We start from the raw sequence: 14,904 nt of genomic DNA, 5'->3' as shown, positions 1-14,904 counted from the left end.
CGATAAATCGGCCCTCTTGCAGTTGACCGCCCTCTGTTACCGGATAACCTCATTCTCGAACGTCTCGATCTGCTCGTTCGTACCGATGACGACCATAACATCGCGCTCTTCCACCATGTCTTCGGCCGTCGGAGCGATGATGACGCCGCTCTTCTTATTAATAGCAACGACACTGCAGCCGTACCGCGCTCTCGGATCGAGCTCTTTCAACGAACGGCCGTTCAAGCTGCGCGGTACCGCAAGTTCGGCAATCGTATAGTCTTTGGACAGCTCGATGTAATCGAGCAGATTGGGCGATACCAGCTGGTGCGCCACCCGAATGCCCATATCCCGCTCGGGATAGATAACGCGGTCCACCCCGATCTTTTGCAGCACTTTGCCGTGCAGCTCGGACAGCGCCTTGGCCACCACCATGCCTACACCGCTATCTTTTAACAAAATCGCCGTTAAAATACTCGATTGAATGTCATCGCCGATAGAAACGACGACGCAATCGAAATTCCGGATGCCGAGCGAGCGGATAACATCCTCATCGGTAGCGTCCGCCACCACGACGTGCGTCAGCTCGTCGCTCATCTCCTCCACCGCTTCTTCATCCTTGTCGATGCCCAATACCTCATAACCGAGCTTGATCAGTTCCTTTGCAAGGCTGGAACCGAAGCGGCCGAGGCCGATGACTGCATACTGACTACGTTTCATTCGCTAGCTTCCCCTATCCGATCGTAATTTTTCCTTCCGGGTATCGGTACAACTCTTTTTCCGCTTTCGGCCCAAGCGCATAAGCGAGCGTAAGCGGTCCGAGACGTCCGGCAAACATAGTGAGAGAAATCATAATTTTTCCAAAAAAAGAAAGTTCCGGCGTCACGCCCATCGTTAATCCGACCGTCCCGAAGGCGGAAGTTACCTCGAACAGCAGCTTCAGGAACGACTGGCTTTCCGTCGTGGTGAGCAGCATCGTGACGAAAATGACGAGAAACAAGGCGATCATTGTCAGCGTAATCGCTTTAAGGATACGATCCTTGCCGAGCCGGTAATGGAACAGCACAATATCCTCTTTCCCGCGGATCATGGCGATCATCGCGCCGATCAGCGTCGTGAACGTCGTCGTCTTAATCCCGCCGCCCGTGGAGCCCGGAGACGCCCCGATAAACATCAGGATGATGATGAAAAACTGTGACGCCTGGCGCATGGCCCCGATATCGAGCGAGTTCGCTCCGGCTGTTCGCGGGGTGACGGATTGAAAGAACGAAGCCAGAATTTTGCCGGACCAGTTCAGCGAGCCCAGCGTTCTCTGATTCGTAAACTCGAAAATAAAGATGACGATCGCCCCGACCACGATCAGAACGCCGGTGGCCGACAGCACGACCTTGGAATGCAGCGACAATCGCTTATGCTTCTTGTAGTCGACGACGTCGGACATGACGACGAAACCTATACCGCCCAATATGATCAAGCTCATCGAAACGATATTCACGATCCAATCGTCCGCGTACGTTGTCAGACTCGTGAACGGAGCGACAACGGAGCCGAATAAGTCGAAGCCGGCGTTGTTAAAGAATGAGATCGCATGGAATATGCCGAAATAAATGCCTTTGGCTATCCCCAAATCGAATGACCAGCGAATGGAGAAAATAACGGCCGCAACGAATTCTATCGTAAGCGAATAGACGAGGACGCGCCGGATCAGGCGGACGATCCCTTCCATACTCCCTTGGTTCATCGCTTCCTGCAAGATGAGCCGTTCTTTCAGCGATATACGCTTTCGGAGCACGAAAGCAAACAGCGTCGCCATGGTCATAAAGCCTAGGCCCCCGACCTGGATCAAGGAAATAATGACAATTTGTCCGAACATGGAATAATGGCTGCCCGTGTCCACAACGACCAATCCGGTTACGCATGTAGCGGACGTCGCCGTGAATAACGCGTCTATAAAGAGCGTAGGTTGTCCGCTTGCCGAGGAGATCGGTAAGGAGAGAAGAGTGGCTCCGAGCAGAATGATCGCCGCAAAGCCGATTACTAAAATTTGCGGCGGCGTCAGCTCGATTTTTTTGGCGATGGATTTCATCATACACCTCTGTTAACAGGTTTCAGGCAACAAAAAAGACACTGGAAACCCTAGTGTCGTGTTTAAAGGTTCCTGCAAAAAAAGCCTACGAGGTTAGCTGACGGATTCGGGTTTACAGGCACCCTATCCACAAGTCCCAAGGACTTGCGGAATTCACCCCTAAAATCATGGTTCCCCCGTTTTCGTAAAGAAATTCGGCTTTTATTCAATTGATATGAATTGAATTATAATCCCGTTTGCCCGGAAGTACAAAGCTGTTTTTGACGGAAATGGCACGAGAATCAGAACGTTAGGAGAGATGTAAGCGCTCTTACGACCATGTCGCTTCGCTTTTCGCGTTTTTCCCCTGTCATGCTCGCAATATCGATGGATTTTCCGGGAGCATGTATGCTAATTTAAGAGAATACACTGTTATTATTCCAGATCCGATAAGGAGCCCTTATGCCGAAACGATTTTATTCCGCAACTCCCCTGCCGTTGCTTGCCGTTGTCGGTCTACTGTTGTACTTTGGCGTCATCATCGTCTCTCCTTTTTTTCGAGACACGGAGCGGGCGGATCAAGCCCCGACGAACGCACCGGAAGTGTCCAAACAGCAAGCGGCTGCGGCGGCGACCGACTTTGTGCACAGCAGGTTCAAGCTGTCCCCGGAGCCGCAGACGAACGTGCTGTATCAAGCGTACACGACGATTAGCGGCTATCTGCAAAAAGAACACCTATACGACGAATACGCAAAGCGCTACGGCGACCAATATCCGCTTGAATATTACGAGGTCGAGATTAACGACAAGCGGAACGGAACAACTTATTATGTCGCCGTCAATTACAAAACGCTGCAAATCTTCAGTTGGGAGCGTGGCAAATCTCCGATTGCGAAAAGCGACACGGTAAGCTCGCACGAAGTTGATCCCGCTCGATTGGCGGAGCAAGCCATCCGGGAGATGGGCTACGCACCGGAGCAGTTTACGCTATCTAACGAAAAAGGCAGAGACCGCAACGGGGCTCTAGTCTATGTGAGCAAAATGGAACAAATTGGCGAGGCGAAGCTTGAGCTGCGGCTCGGCGTATCCGGCGGGCAAATCGTATCCTTCAAACCGGCTTTTCCGGCTCCGGACAGCTTCATCTTCTGGCAGCAAGCCCAGGACGAGCGGTCGGCCCTGATGACAAGAATCAGCATGGCGCTGTCTCTGATGATGACGTTTGCCGCGCTGATCGTCATCATCCGTTATCGGAAGGAAGTCCGCTTCGGACGCGGCGCGGTGCTGACGATGCTGTTTTTAGCGATCTACCTGACGAACAACTTCAATATGCTGCCGGCCTTCCGTACGATGCACGGAAGCGGCCCCTCGGAACCGGAGGCCGCTATCTATTTGATCATTATCAATATTTTCATTACGCTGATGGCCGTCTCGACTTACCTTTCCTTCCTGGCCGGCCGGCAGCTTTGGCTGAACCGCGGCTGGAATGCATGGCCTGTATGGCGCGATCCGCAGTTCGGAAGCGAGACGCGAACGGCCATGGTACGCGGCTACTTGATCTGCTTGTTCATCCTTGGCGTGCAGCAAGTGATGCTCTTCATCGCCTCCGAGGCGTTCGACGTATGGGCGGTTAGCGAACCGTCGGACTCCATCTACAATATGCGCGTACCGGGCTTATTCCCATTAATGGCTTGGGCTGCCGCGATATCGGAGGAGGCCGTCTACCGGCTGCTTGGCATTGCGCTCGTGCTCAGAATGACCCGCAGCCGGGTGCTGGCCGTGCTCCTGCCCAGCGTCATCTGGGCCATGAGCCATACGCAGTACCCGATCTATCCGGTGTACACGCGGCTAATTGAGGTAACGGTGCTCGGCCTCATTTTCGGATGGGCGTTTCTGCGGTACGGCTTCCTGACCGCTATGTTCGCCCACGCCGCTATGGACAGCATCCTGATGGGCCTATCGCTTATGTATACGGGAGAGCCGCTGCAGATTGCCCTCGGAGCGCTGTATCTCCTTGTTCCCGCAGCGGTCGGATGGATTATTGCGTGGCTCCACGGCCGATTTAATCGGCGTCCGCCTGCTGTATCTCTTCCTGGAGCTCCCCCGCTTCCGGAGACGAATCCGAATTCCGGCCGTTTAACGCCGATAAAATTTGGTCCGCCAGCTTTTCCCCGATCCCCAGAGGCTTGAAGTCTGCGACTTCGGCCTCTTTTATTTTTTTAAGCGAGCCGAAATGCTTAAGCAGCGCCTTGCGCCGCTTCTCCCCAATCCCGGGGATCGCGTCAAGCTGCGAGACGGTCATCGACTTGGCGCGGGTTTCCCGGTGGAACGTGATCGCAAAGCGGTGCACTTCATCTTGAATGCGCTGGAGTAAATAAAACTCCTGGCTGTCGCGCGGCACCGGGACGACTTCGGCCGGATCGCCGATCAGCAGCTGGGCGGTTTTGTGCTTCGCGTCTTTGACCAAGCCGCAGACGGGAATGTAAAGCCCGAGCTCGTTCTCCAGTACGTCGATCGCAGCGGACATATGCCCCCGCCCACCGTCGATGACGATCAGGTCGGGCATTTGCAGTCCTTCCTTGAGCACCCGCTCGTACCGGCGGCGCACCACTTCCCGCATCGTTTCGTAATCGTCCGGACCTTGAACGGTACGGATTTTGTATTTCCGGTACTCCTTGCGGTCCGGCTTGCCGTTCGTAAATACGACCATCGCGGATACCGGGTCCGACCCTTGAATGTTCGAGTTGTCGAACGCCTCGATCCGGTGCACCGTTCCGAGGCCAAGCCATTGTCCCAGATTTTCAACCGCTTTGACCGTCCGGTCCGCGTCGCGCTCAATCAGACGGAATTTTTCTTCCAGCGATACGCGGGCGTTGTCACAGGCCATGTCGACCATATTTTTCTTGAGTCCGCGCCGCGGAATATGCACTTTGACCTTGAGCCAGCTTTCCAGCGCTTCCTTCACATCGGCCTTGGACCCCGATCCGGCCGGATCGTCCGCTTCCGCCGGGTCATCGGCCGGCTCCATATCGGCATCCGTGGAATACGCCGTTCCGGCTTCAGCCACCATTTGCCCCGCCCTGTCTTCCATCGCCGGTGCCTCGACGGCTGCCGCCGCTTCCAGGCTTGGCGCGGGCTGTTGCCCTTCCGTCCATGCCGGGAGGAACACTTCCTTCGGCAGCGCCGGGTTCTCGCTGTAATATTGCGTCACGAACGTCAGGAAATCGTCATACGCTTCGCCGTAGTACGGAAATGACGACGCATGGCGCTCGATCAGCTTGCCTTGGCGCATATAGAGAATCTGTACGCACATCCAGCCCTTGTCCACAGCGAAGCCGAAGACGTCGCGATCCACGGTGTCCGTCGTCGTGATCTTCTGCTTTTCCATGACGGTATCGATATGCTGTATCTGGTCCCGCAGTTCCTTCGCCCGTTCGAAGTTGAGCTCTTCCGCCGCTTCGTGCATTTTGCGGGTAAGCTCCTGCTTGATCTCATTATGCCCGCCGCTGAGAAACCGGCTGATTTCGTGTACCATCTTGTCGTACGTCTCCTGCTCGACCTCGTACTCACAGGGCGCGATGCACTGTCCGAGATGATAGTACAGACATACGCGGTCCGGGAGCGTCTTGCATTTGCGGAGCGGATACAGCCGGTCCAGCAGCTTCTTCGTCGCCCCCGCGGCGTACGGGTTCGGATAAGGGCCGAAATATTTGGCCTTGTCCTTCAGCACCCGGCGCGTCACTTCCAGCCGGGGATGCTTCTCGTTCGTAATTTTGATGTATGGAAACGACTTGTCGTCCTTCAGCAGAACGTTGTATCGCGGATAATATTTTTTGATCAGATTGCACTCCAGAATGAGCGCTTCCATGTTATTGGCCGTCACGATGTACTCGAAATCGACGATGTCGTTTACGAGCAGCTGCGTCTTGATCGTATGGCTCCCGGTAAAATACGACCGCAGCCGGTTGCGCAGCACCTTCGCTTTGCCGACATAGATGATCGTGCCTTCCCGGTTCTTCATCAGGTAGCAGCCGGGCTGCTCCGGGACGAGCGACAGCTTGTTTTTGATCGCTTCCAGTATTTTTTTCCGGTCCTGGCGATCCGGTTCCCCTGCATATTCGGTCAACGCCTATCTCCCCTTTCCCAACGGCAAAAAGCTCTTTTTCCAGCATAGCAGAAAAAGAGCTTTTTCTCACGCGATCCGCAGGCTGCCAAATTATTGATGGCGGCTCAATACGTTTTTCAGCGCATCTTTGGACTGGAAGCCGACGATTTTATCGACCGGCTGGCCGTCTTTGAACACGATCAGCGTCGGAATGCTCATTACGCCGAAACGGGAAGCGGACTCCGGGTTGTCGTCCACGTTCACTTTCGCGATTTTCACGCTTTCGCCGATTTCTGTATCCAGCTCCTCCAACACGGGAGCAATCATTTTGCAAGGTCCACACCAAGGAGCCCAAAAGTCTACGAGAACCGTACCGGATCCTTCTACTTCAGTTGAGAAAGATTGGTCAGACACATTAACGATAGCCATGATTCAATTTCTCCTTTTGCGGAAATAATGTCAACATGTAAAGTATACCACAACGAGAGCCTTTTTCAACCGAGCCAAAGTTTGCACAATTGTCATTTTCCGTCCTTTACAATGGAAGGCGATTTTGGGTATACTAGCCGTATATGAGTATCGCTAAGCTGCCTAAGCTGTGCCATCCGGCGGCTATGCCCGGCACAACCCTAAGGAGGAACCTTGCATGAACGACTCGACAAGAAATCCCGAACTGCACGTGTACGAGGAACAACGGAATGACTTTATCGACGTTGCCACGGGCTTCGGCGTTTTCTTCGCCATCCTGCTCGTGATCGGCGTCATCGCGACAGCGGCTTCGCTTATGATGAAGTAATGATGGCCCGGCTGTTGCGAAAAGCCTCTGCTTGATCTCCATTTCCGGAGGGCGGCAGAGGCTTTTTTGTGCATTTTCCATGCTGAGCTAAAAGAGCGCGGCCCCTAGGATCAGGATCGCGCTCCCCGTTTGTTATACCCGTTGACCATGACCACGTCGACGAACGGCCGAATCCGGTCCATGATGCGCCGCCCTTTAAACTCCTCGTCCCCGTCCTTGCTGGTGAAGCTGAAATGCTTCTCCAGCGCGTCCAGATCGTGATTCGACGTGAAGAACGTCGGCTTGCGGTTCATCCGGTAGTTCAGGATCGCTCCCATCACATGGTCGCGAAGCCAAGGATTCAAGTTCTCCGCCCCGATGTCGTCGAAGATGAGCAGATCCGTCTCCTTCAGCACATCGATCGTTTCCTTCAGCTTAAGCGGGTCCTGGAACATCGTTTTCAAATCCTCGGCAAAATCCGGCATGTACACAATCGCCCCGCTGTAGCCTTCTTTTGCCAGCTCATAGAGCAAATAGCACATCAAAAACGTCTTGCCCGTTCCGAAGTTACCGGCTAAATAGAGGCCCGTTGACTGAAGCCCTTCCTGACGAATCTTTACAATATACTGCATAACCTGTCCGACCGCTTCTTCCCGGTCCGGATCTTTATCGAAAATTTCGAGCGACGAGTACCCTTGGGACAGCGCCCGCTCGTCTACATAGAAGCTGCGAATCCGGCTGCGGACCGCATCCTGCGTCGCTTTGGCGATAAATTTCTTGCATGCGACCTTCTGGTCGTACACCCGGGTCCAATCTTCTCCGGGCTCGACGTCGAGCAACGTGTAATGACCTTCCATATCGTTCGGGCACCGATCCAACCCCGGACAGTTATTGCAATTGTTATATTCCGTAATATATTGGTGCAGCTTATTCAAATTCAGCTTGATCGTCTGGCTGTCGAGTTCCGGGTGTTTGGCTCTCAGCTTGACGATCAGCGGATCGGATGCAATTTCCCGCACCTTATTTTCCGCTTGCTGCAACAACTGACGGCCCTGGCCGCCCCGCAAAAGTTCCCCAAGCGACTCCATCCGCTGCACCTCCCCATTGATTGCCAGCCGGGCATCGCTGACGCTTCTCTAGTACGATAGCGTCCTTTCCAGTCCTCTCTCAGGACTTCTATAGCTTGCCGTCGAGCTGCTGCGCCATTTTACGGAGCGCTTCCCGCTCGGCCGAAGACAGCGTTTTGGCTGCCTGCGTATCCTTGACGATCGGAATGACCGGCTTCTGCCGCCCCCGGCCTCCCCGGGCCGGAGCACTCGTACCGCTTGCGCCTGCGCTGCGGCGCGTCCGCTGCTGCTCCTGAAACTTCATTTGCTCGCGGATGTACTGTACCGCTTCTTCGAACGTATTGACCTGCTTGGCCAACATGTCCGTGACGCTGAACTCGATGGACGCTCTGGACCAGGAACGCTTATTGACATACATGTAATGAATCAGCACGTTCATGACTTCCTCGCGCAGGCCGTAGTTCAAATCGACCTTGGCCAGCGTATCGAGCAGCCCGTCCGGGATCGAGCCTTGACTGAAAATCTTCTCCAGCAAAAACGTATACGGCTCATTGCGCAAGATGTAGTTGTATTGATGCTGGTTGCATTCTCCTTGAAACAGATCGGGCACTTCGAGATAATATTCCATCTCGACGATTTTGTCGCCCGCCGGTGCCGGGCTGTTGCTTGCACGGTCCGTCTCGCCGGTTTTATCCGCAATCCTCGCCATATACCGCGTCCGCTCTTCGGTCCGCTTTTTATCCTGCCGGAACACTTGGTTCGCCTTGTGCTGAAGCAGCTCGAGCACGATCCGTCCGTCTTCGTCGAACACGCCGTCTTCGTCCAAGAGCCGGCATACGTCGGTCAGGAACAGGTTGTACTTTTTCGCTACAAAATTGATCGTCGCCAGCTGCTCCGGCTCGTATTTGAGCCGCTCCACGAAGTCCCGGTTTACCGACTCCCGCGGGAAGTGCATAATGATCTCCGCATATTGGTAGCCCTTGTACATGACCTCCGGCTTCGCTTCGGCAGGCTTGGCCGCCGCCGATTCGAAGAACGCCTTCTCCAGCTCGTGATCGATCACCTGCGTGTTCAGACGGAACAGCTCATAGAACGGTACGGACAAATTTTCGGTATTGGCGTCCGCCATTTCCTGCGCTTGCGGCAGCACCAGCTCGTCCCGCAGCGCAAACACCGCATATTTGCCGACCTTATCTCGCAGCAGCAGCGTCAGATGCTGATTCCGGAAAAATTCCGTCGGCGGCAGCGGCGCAAACAGCGTGTACTCGTACACGTAATCATCCGAAGCGGCCGCAAACCGGCGCGACGTCTTGAGCAGTCCCACCGCTTCCAGCCTCGAAGTCTGCTCGATGAACAGCTTCCGGCCGTTCTCGCTCGCTTCCAGCTCCAGCGCCAGAAACAGCTTGCGCTGCTGCTCCATCGCCGAATGCCCGACTTTGTCCGCAGGCAGCTGCTGAAACAACGTCATGTATACACTGACGGCGTAAGCGCCGATCATCGGCTGATACACCGCGGTCATCATCTTATAGTCCAAGCTGCTCAAAGCGAAATCCCGCACGACATAGAAACGGTGATATTCGGAAAAATGCAGCAAATTCGTTATCCGCATTCGGTCAAAACTCCATCCGTGATTCAAGTGTTTACCCTCCATTTTATCACACAAATCGACAAAGAGGATAGGAGGAAAAAGCAGGCTTTTTGGGGTTGGCAGAGAGTATGTTTTTGGGGATGAGAGGCTTGGGGAGCTGCGCTGCGAGTCGTGCTGACTGCCTCCGGCCGCTCTTAAAATCGGATTCTATTAAACTTACCTTGCGGTAAGAATCCGATTTTAAAGGCGGCACGTAAACTCAGAGTTTTCTGAAAGAAAACTGCTTCGGAAGCATATGCTCCGGCAAGTCACACGACTCTCCGCGCTCCACACCCCCTACTCCCACAAAAAAACATAAGCTCTGCCAAACGGCAGAGCCTGCTTGAAAAAGAGTAGTAAGAAAAACATAACACACCAAAAACCAAAAAAACTAAAACATCTTAAAGCCTTTTTGACGCAAGGATTTGATCGTAGAGCCGCTGAGGATGGCGCCGATCAGGCCGCCGATGGCAGGGATGTAATCGGCGATGGAATATTCGGCCAGGTTCGAGGCGAGCGAGCCGGTGCCCCAGCCCCAATAAATGACCAAGCCGATCATAAGCGCTATATATCCGTAAATGGGGAACCAAGTCGTTTTCATAAGCATGTTTAGAATAAAACCGAGCCCGAAAAACAACACGAACAGCAGCACGGTTACGATGATCAATTGCAGCAAAGCGGACAGCTCCTTTCCATATGCCTATATTGTATAAAAAAACAAAGGCGCGGTAAAGTGAGCCGTTGTGAACGAAATATGAAAAAAATCACAGGCTGCGGCCTAAAGAAGAGAACAGATAAAACGGTACCAGCCGATTGCCGCGATCCAAAACGGGATGCTGATAAGCGTCCCCATCAAAATGCCTAGCGTTAACCGGTTTGTCATGACGGACGCCTCCTTTAACAGGTACATCGGCATACGGACTCCGAATTGTAATAGCATTTTTATGGCAAGCGTTCACAAAAAGTTCGCCCTTTCGTCACGGAGCCGCATTTGCCCTTTGCAGCCGATTTCGCTACAATAATACCAAGCAGCTGGCAGCAGTGCCCATTTTGAAGGAATAAGGGAGTGTCCGTTAATGAGTGAAGTCGTACATCCATTGGATGGCTGGTATAGCTTGCATGATTTCCGCGCAATCGATTGGAACGCCTGGAAAAGCTTGACCGCTCAAGAAAGAGCGCGCGCCGAGGACGAGCTGTACACTCTGCTCGGCAAATATCAGAGCACCGAGGACCAAAAGCAGGGCAGCACTGCCTTTTATTCCATTGTCGGACAAAAAGCCGATTTCGTCTTCATGCATCTACGTGAGACGCTGGAAGAATTGAACGAGCTGGAAACCGAATTTAACAAAACCATGTTCGCGCAAGTGACGATTCCGACGTACTCTTACGTCTCCGTAGTCGAGCTCGGCGCTTATATGGCCAAGCCGGGAACCGATCCGATGCAGGACCCGGATGTCGTGGCGCGCCTGAAACCGATCCTGCCGAAAGCGGGACATATTTGCTTCTATCCGATGAACAAGAAGCGCGAGGGCAACGACAACTGGTATATGCTGCCTGCCGAAGACCGCCGCAACTTTATGCGCGGACACGGAATGATCGGCCGCAATTATGCCGGCAAAGTGAAGCAAATCATCGGCGGCTCCATCGGTCTGGACGATTGGGAATGGGGCGTTACGCTGTTCGCGGACGATGCGCTGCAATTCAAGAGAATCGTTCATGAAATGCGCTTTGACGAAACGAGCGCCCGGTTTGGGGAGTTCGGCGATTTCTATGTCGGCAACTTGCTGAATCAAGAGAAAATGGCTTCGATGTTGAAGCTGTAACGGGCCAACCAGCTCAAAAAACCCTTGCTGCCATTCGCCGAAACGAAAGCTGCAAGGGTTTGCTCGTTTATTCGTCATCTTCATCCAAGAGCTCCAGCTCTTTGCGCCGCAAGTACTCTTCCGTGTCCCGATCGCGCTGCCGCGATTTTTCCTTCAGCCGCTCGATGGCCGGAAGAATGAGGATGTCGATTTCTTTCTGCACGATATACGACAGGTCGTAACGGTTCTGCGATTCGAGGTAATGACCTACATCGAGAAGGGCGTTGTATCGGTCAAGCTCCTCCCGAGTGAGCAGCCCCCGAACCTGAATGCTGCAGTTGCGCATCGGTCTAGAAGCGGCCTTTCTTCAGCATGAGCGGAATACCGCCGATGATGTACAAGTAGCGCAGATCGATAAGCTTCTTCATCACGGCTGCGGTACCGCCCTTGATTTTCTTGGAGCCGACGATTCCGATTGCTTCGCCGCGTCCGAGAGAGGCTACGGTACCTTTCGGTTTATACTCGAACTTCTTCAGTTCGGAGCCGCGGATTTGCGCTACCAGATTGTGCGCGCACACATCGGCTTGCTGCATCGAGATTTGCGCCGTTGGCGGATAAGGACGTCCTTCCGGGCTCATCACAATCGAGCAATCGCCGAGCACGTATACGTTGTCATGCCCTGGAGCGTGCAGCGTATCGTCGACCTTGATGCGGCCGCGCATCGTCTCGAAGCCGGCTTCCTCCAGCATATGATTGCCGCGAATGCCGCCTGTCCAGATGACGGTAGCGGATTTGATCTCTTCACCGGTTGCAAGCACGACGCCGTCCGGGGTGCACTCTTTGATCGCGGTCGCGATTTTGAACGTGACGCCTTTATTTTTCAATACGTTCATCGCGTACTCGACAAGCTCGGGGTCGAAGCCTGGGAGCGCCGTCGGAGCCGCTTCGATGTTATATATTTTTACGAGGGATGGATCCACGTCGAATTCTTTGCACAAGTCTGGAATCCGGTCGGCCAATTCACCGACAAACTCGATCCCGGTGAAGCCGGCGCCGCCGACAACGAAGGTCAGATAATCGGTGCGGGATGGCTCGCGCTTGAACTTCGCGAATTGGTATTCCACGTGCTCGCGGATGAACCGAACGCTGTTGATCGAGCGAATATTCATCGCATACTCTTTCAGCCCCGGAATGCCGAACGTTTCCGGTTCGCCGCCCAGGCCGATGACCAAGTAATCGTAAGAGAGCGTGCCCTCTTCCAGAATGACTTTTTTCTCTTGCGGCCGAATTTGAACGACGGTCGATTTCACGAAATCGATCTTGAACTCGTCGATCAGCTTCAGAATGTTCACGCGTGCATTTTCGGGATTATCCGTCCCTGCCGCAGGCATATGCAGATGGGTCGTAATATAATGATAGTCGTGTTTGTTTACGAGCGTGACGTCAGCTTCATTATAATTCAGCTCTTTTTGCAACCGAATAGCCGTTACGATCCCGCCGTAGCCTGCGCCTAAAATGACTATTCTTGGAATTCGACTCATGGTTCTATCCCTTCCATCACATATTTTTCTATATAGTATATGAGTTTGAAAACTGTTTGTGAAAAATTACACAAGCGATGCCGAAAAATGGTTCTTCTTCCTACAGGGTTCCCTCCGGCGTTTGAAAATATAAGCAAATGATGTGTATTTATACCAACAGTTTTAACCAATTCAAATGCAATAATATAATGATACGAGGCAAATAGCAAGTTTTATTTTGATTAAAAACCCAGGAAAATCGCCAGACTACTATGGTATTCCCTCGATTCCTTCGGCTGCTGCCTTTTTGCCATATAAAAACTTTATCAGGCTAATTAATTATATCTCTCATTGAAAAGTCTAATTTATATTTTCAATGCCGTGACCGTACGATTATAATTAGAATGGACTTTACTATGTTTCGGAGGTGTTTGACCCACCATGAGCAGCGAAATCGTCGACATTATTATCGTGGGCGGCGGCCCGGCAGGGATGTTTGCGGCGTTTTACGGAGGAATGCGCCAAGCTTCCGTTAAATTGATTGAAAGCATGCCACAACTGGGCGGTCAGCTTGCAGCGCTTTATCCGGAGAAATACATCTATGACGTAGCCGGCTTTCCGAAGGTAACGGCGCAAGAGCTTGTTAATAATTTGGAAGCACAAATGAAGCATTTCCCGATCTCCATCTGCCTGGAAGAAAAGGTATTGAAGGTAGAGAAAAAAGACGAGCGCCTGTTCGAAGTGACGACGGACAAAGGCGTGCATCAATCTAAAGCGGTCATCATTACCGGCGGCGTCGGCGCATTCGAACCGAGAAAGCTCGAACTCCCGGAAGCGGCGCAGTACGAGAAGAAAAACCTGCATTACTTCGTCAGCGACCTTAACCGCTTCGCAGGCCAAAAGGTACTGATCAGCGGCGGAGGCGATTCCGCGGTAGACTGGGCTCTGATGCTCGAACCGGTCGCGGAGAAAGTAACGCTGATTCACCGCCGCGACAAATTCCGCGCGCATGAGCACAGCGTCGAGAATCTGATGAAGTCCAAGGTGGAAGTCATCACTCCGACCGAAATCAAGAAGCTCGAAGGCAGCGACCAAATCGAGCAAGTTGTACTTGCCGACTGCAAAACGGGCGAAGAGCGCGTCATCGATGTCGATGCCGTGATCATCAACTTCGGCTTCGTCTCCTCCCTCGGTCCGATTGCCGAATGGGGATTGAACATCGACAACGGCTCCATCGTCGTCGACTCGCGGATGGAAACCAGCATTCCGGGCATTTTCGCTGCCGGCGACATTACGACGTATCCCGGCAAGCTGAAGCTCATTGCCGTCGGTTTCGGCGAAGCGCCAACCGCCATCAACAACGCGAAGGTGTACATCGATCCGACAGCCAAGCTGTCCCCAGGCCACAGCAGCAACATGAAACTGTAAAATCCTTTCATCTATATAGGCTTTAGCCGAAAAGATCGCTCCGTTCCCAACGAGAGCGATCTTTTTATTATTAAACAGCAGAATTGTCATTGAATCAGCTACCCCTTAATCCCGGAAAACGTAATTCCCTGAATGAATTTTTTCTGGGTGAAGAAGAACAAAATAACGACAGGAATCGTCATCATCGTAGCTACCGCCATCATGAGCCCCCACTCCGAGCCCTTCTGATTCTGAAACTGCTGAAGCCCGAGCGACATCGTATACGAAGCTTCGTTCGTCAAGTAAAGCAACGGACCGATGAAATCCGTCCAGCTGTTCATAAATTGAAACAGCGCAACCGACAAAACGGCGGGCTTGGCTAACGGAAGGATCACTTTCAAATAAATCGTGAATTCGTGCGCCCCGTCGATTCTGGCCGCATCCAGCAATTCATCCGGAAGCCCGAGGAAAAACTGCCTGAGCAAAAAAATAAAAAACGGAGCTCCGAAGAACAATGGAACGATTAAAGGCAGAGGCGAGCAGACCCCCCCCACCCTGTT

General features: G+C 53.0%; 13 protein-coding genes, 1 pseudogene and 1 riboswitch. Of the genes and pseudogenes, 4 read left to right on the top strand and 10 right to left on the bottom strand.

From position 1 onward, the window contains the following. Nucleotides 1-36: 36 nt before the first annotated feature. Nucleotides 37-699 carry a TrkA family potassium uptake protein gene (locus QJ48_RS06680; RefSeq protein WP_054972862.1) on the bottom strand — a complete coding sequence of 221 codons (663 nt, stop codon included), beginning with the start codon at nt 697-699 and terminating at the stop codon, nt 37-39. A gap of 13 nt (nt 700-712) precedes the next feature. Beyond that, complete coding sequence (locus QJ48_RS06675) at nt 713-2,065, bottom strand: TrkH family potassium uptake protein (RefSeq protein ID WP_054972861.1); 1,353 nt, start codon at nt 2,063-2,065, stop codon at nt 713-715. A gap of 67 nt (nt 2,066-2,132) precedes the next feature. Continuing rightward, a riboswitch (cyclic di-AMP (ydaO/yuaA leader) is annotated at nt 2,133-2,275 on the bottom strand. A 231-nt stretch (nt 2,276-2,506) separates the two neighbouring features. Between QJ48_RS06675 and QJ48_RS39350 the strand changes: the two are divergent. Beyond that, a pseudogene (locus QJ48_RS39350) lies at nt 2,507-3,973 on the top strand (CPBP family intramembrane glutamic endopeptidase); the annotation flags it as partial. A gap of 130 nt (nt 3,974-4,103) precedes the next feature. Here QJ48_RS39350 and uvrC read toward each other — a convergent pair. Together uvrC and trxA are read right to left on the bottom strand one after the other, a co-directional pair. Continuing rightward, on the bottom strand, nt 4,104-6,167 hold the full coding sequence (gene uvrC / locus QJ48_RS06665) for an excinuclease ABC subunit UvrC (protein WP_054972860.1): 2,064 nt from the start codon (nt 6,165-6,167) through the stop codon (nt 4,104-4,106). Between the two features lie 90 nt (nt 6,168-6,257). Beyond that, the gene (gene trxA / locus QJ48_RS06660) at nt 6,258-6,575 is read right to left on the bottom strand and encodes a thioredoxin (protein ID WP_010493653.1); all 318 of its coding nucleotides are present in this window, start codon (nt 6,573-6,575) and stop codon (nt 6,258-6,260) included. 217 nt (nt 6,576-6,792) lie between these two features. On the opposite strand from trxA, the gene QJ48_RS36715 reads away from it, so the two are divergent. Then, entirely contained in the window at nt 6,793-6,942 is a 150-nt protein-coding gene (locus tag QJ48_RS36715; protein WP_127484224.1) for a YqzM family protein, read from the top strand. A gap of 110 nt (nt 6,943-7,052) precedes the next feature. Here the strand turns inward: QJ48_RS36715 and dnaI are convergent, their stop codons facing one another. From dnaI to QJ48_RS06645, 3 genes are all read right to left on the bottom strand, one after another. Next, entirely contained in the window at nt 7,053-8,009 is a 957-nt protein-coding gene (dnaI, locus tag QJ48_RS06655; RefSeq protein WP_054972859.1) for a primosomal protein DnaI, read from the bottom strand. Between the two features lie 88 nt (nt 8,010-8,097). Continuing rightward, complete coding sequence (locus tag QJ48_RS06650; RefSeq protein WP_054972858.1) at nt 8,098-9,597, bottom strand: hypothetical protein; 1,500 nt, start codon at nt 9,595-9,597, stop codon at nt 8,098-8,100. Nucleotides 9,598-10,006: 409 nt separating this feature from the next. Beyond that, nucleotides 10,007-10,291, bottom strand: a complete 285-nt coding sequence (locus QJ48_RS06645; protein WP_063858032.1) for a YuiB family protein — start codon at nt 10,289-10,291, stop codon at nt 10,007-10,009. Nucleotides 10,292-10,691: 400 nt separating this feature from the next. On the opposite strand from QJ48_RS06645, the gene hemQ reads away from it, so the two are divergent. Then, nucleotides 10,692-11,438, top strand: a complete 747-nt coding sequence (hemQ, locus tag QJ48_RS06640) for a hydrogen peroxide-dependent heme synthase (RefSeq protein WP_054972856.1) — start codon at nt 10,692-10,694, stop codon at nt 11,436-11,438. A 67-nt stretch (nt 11,439-11,505) separates the two neighbouring features. On the opposite strand, the gene QJ48_RS06635 is transcribed toward hemQ, so the two are convergent. Continuing rightward, on the bottom strand, nt 11,506-11,763 hold the full coding sequence (locus QJ48_RS06635; protein ID WP_054972855.1) for a hypothetical protein: 258 nt from the start codon (nt 11,761-11,763) through the stop codon (nt 11,506-11,508). 4 nt (nt 11,764-11,767) lie between these two features. Beyond that, entirely contained in the window at nt 11,768-12,958 is a 1,191-nt protein-coding gene (locus QJ48_RS06630) for an NAD(P)/FAD-dependent oxidoreductase (RefSeq protein WP_054972854.1), read from the bottom strand. 420 nt (nt 12,959-13,378) lie between these two features. On the opposite strand from QJ48_RS06630, the gene QJ48_RS06625 reads away from it, so the two are divergent. Further along, nucleotides 13,379-14,365, top strand: a complete 987-nt coding sequence (locus QJ48_RS06625) for an NAD(P)/FAD-dependent oxidoreductase (RefSeq protein ID WP_054972853.1) — start codon at nt 13,379-13,381, stop codon at nt 14,363-14,365. A gap of 98 nt (nt 14,366-14,463) precedes the next feature. Here QJ48_RS06625 and QJ48_RS06620 read toward each other — a convergent pair. Further along, on the bottom strand, nt 14,464-14,904 hold a 441-nt coding region (locus tag QJ48_RS06620), incomplete at its 5' end, for a carbohydrate ABC transporter permease (RefSeq protein WP_157261546.1).

The organism is Paenibacillus sp. A3, assembly GCF_001399685.1.
Lineage (GTDB): Bacteria > Bacillota > Bacilli > Paenibacillales > NBRC-103111 > Paenibacillus_G.
Note: the sequence above shows the minus strand (reverse complement) of the source record. Positions and strands in the feature narration are given on the sequence as shown.

Bases quoted from the DNA above. Each gene is read 5' to 3' on its own strand.
- QJ48_RS06650 (WP_054972858.1), bottom strand. From the start codon at position 9,597: ATGCGGATAACGAATTTGCTGCATTTTTCCGAATATCACCGTTTCTAT.
- dnaI (WP_054972859.1), bottom strand. From the start codon at position 8,009: ATGGAGTCGCTTGGGGAACTTTTGCGGGGCGGCCAGGGCCGTCAGTTG.
- QJ48_RS06680 (WP_054972862.1), bottom strand. From the start codon at position 699: ATGAAACGTAGTCAGTATGCAGTCATCGGCCTCGGCCGCTTCGGTTCC.
- trxA (WP_010493653.1), bottom strand. From the start codon at position 6,575: ATGGCTATCGTTAATGTGTCTGACCAATCTTTCTCAACTGAAGTAGAA.
- QJ48_RS36715 (WP_127484224.1), top strand. From the start codon at position 6,793: ATGAACGACTCGACAAGAAATCCCGAACTGCACGTGTACGAGGAACAA.
- hemQ (WP_054972856.1), top strand. From the start codon at position 10,692: ATGAGTGAAGTCGTACATCCATTGGATGGCTGGTATAGCTTGCATGAT.
- QJ48_RS06675 (WP_054972861.1), bottom strand. From the start codon at position 2,065: ATGAAATCCATCGCCAAAAAAATCGAGCTGACGCCGCCGCAAATTTTA.
- QJ48_RS06635 (WP_054972855.1), bottom strand. From the start codon at position 11,763: ATGCGCAACTGCAGCATTCAGGTTCGGGGGCTGCTCACTCGGGAGGAG.
- QJ48_RS06630 (WP_054972854.1), bottom strand. From the start codon at position 12,958: ATGAGTCGAATTCCAAGAATAGTCATTTTAGGCGCAGGCTACGGCGGG.
- QJ48_RS06625 (WP_054972853.1), top strand. From the start codon at position 13,379: ATGAGCAGCGAAATCGTCGACATTATTATCGTGGGCGGCGGCCCGGCA.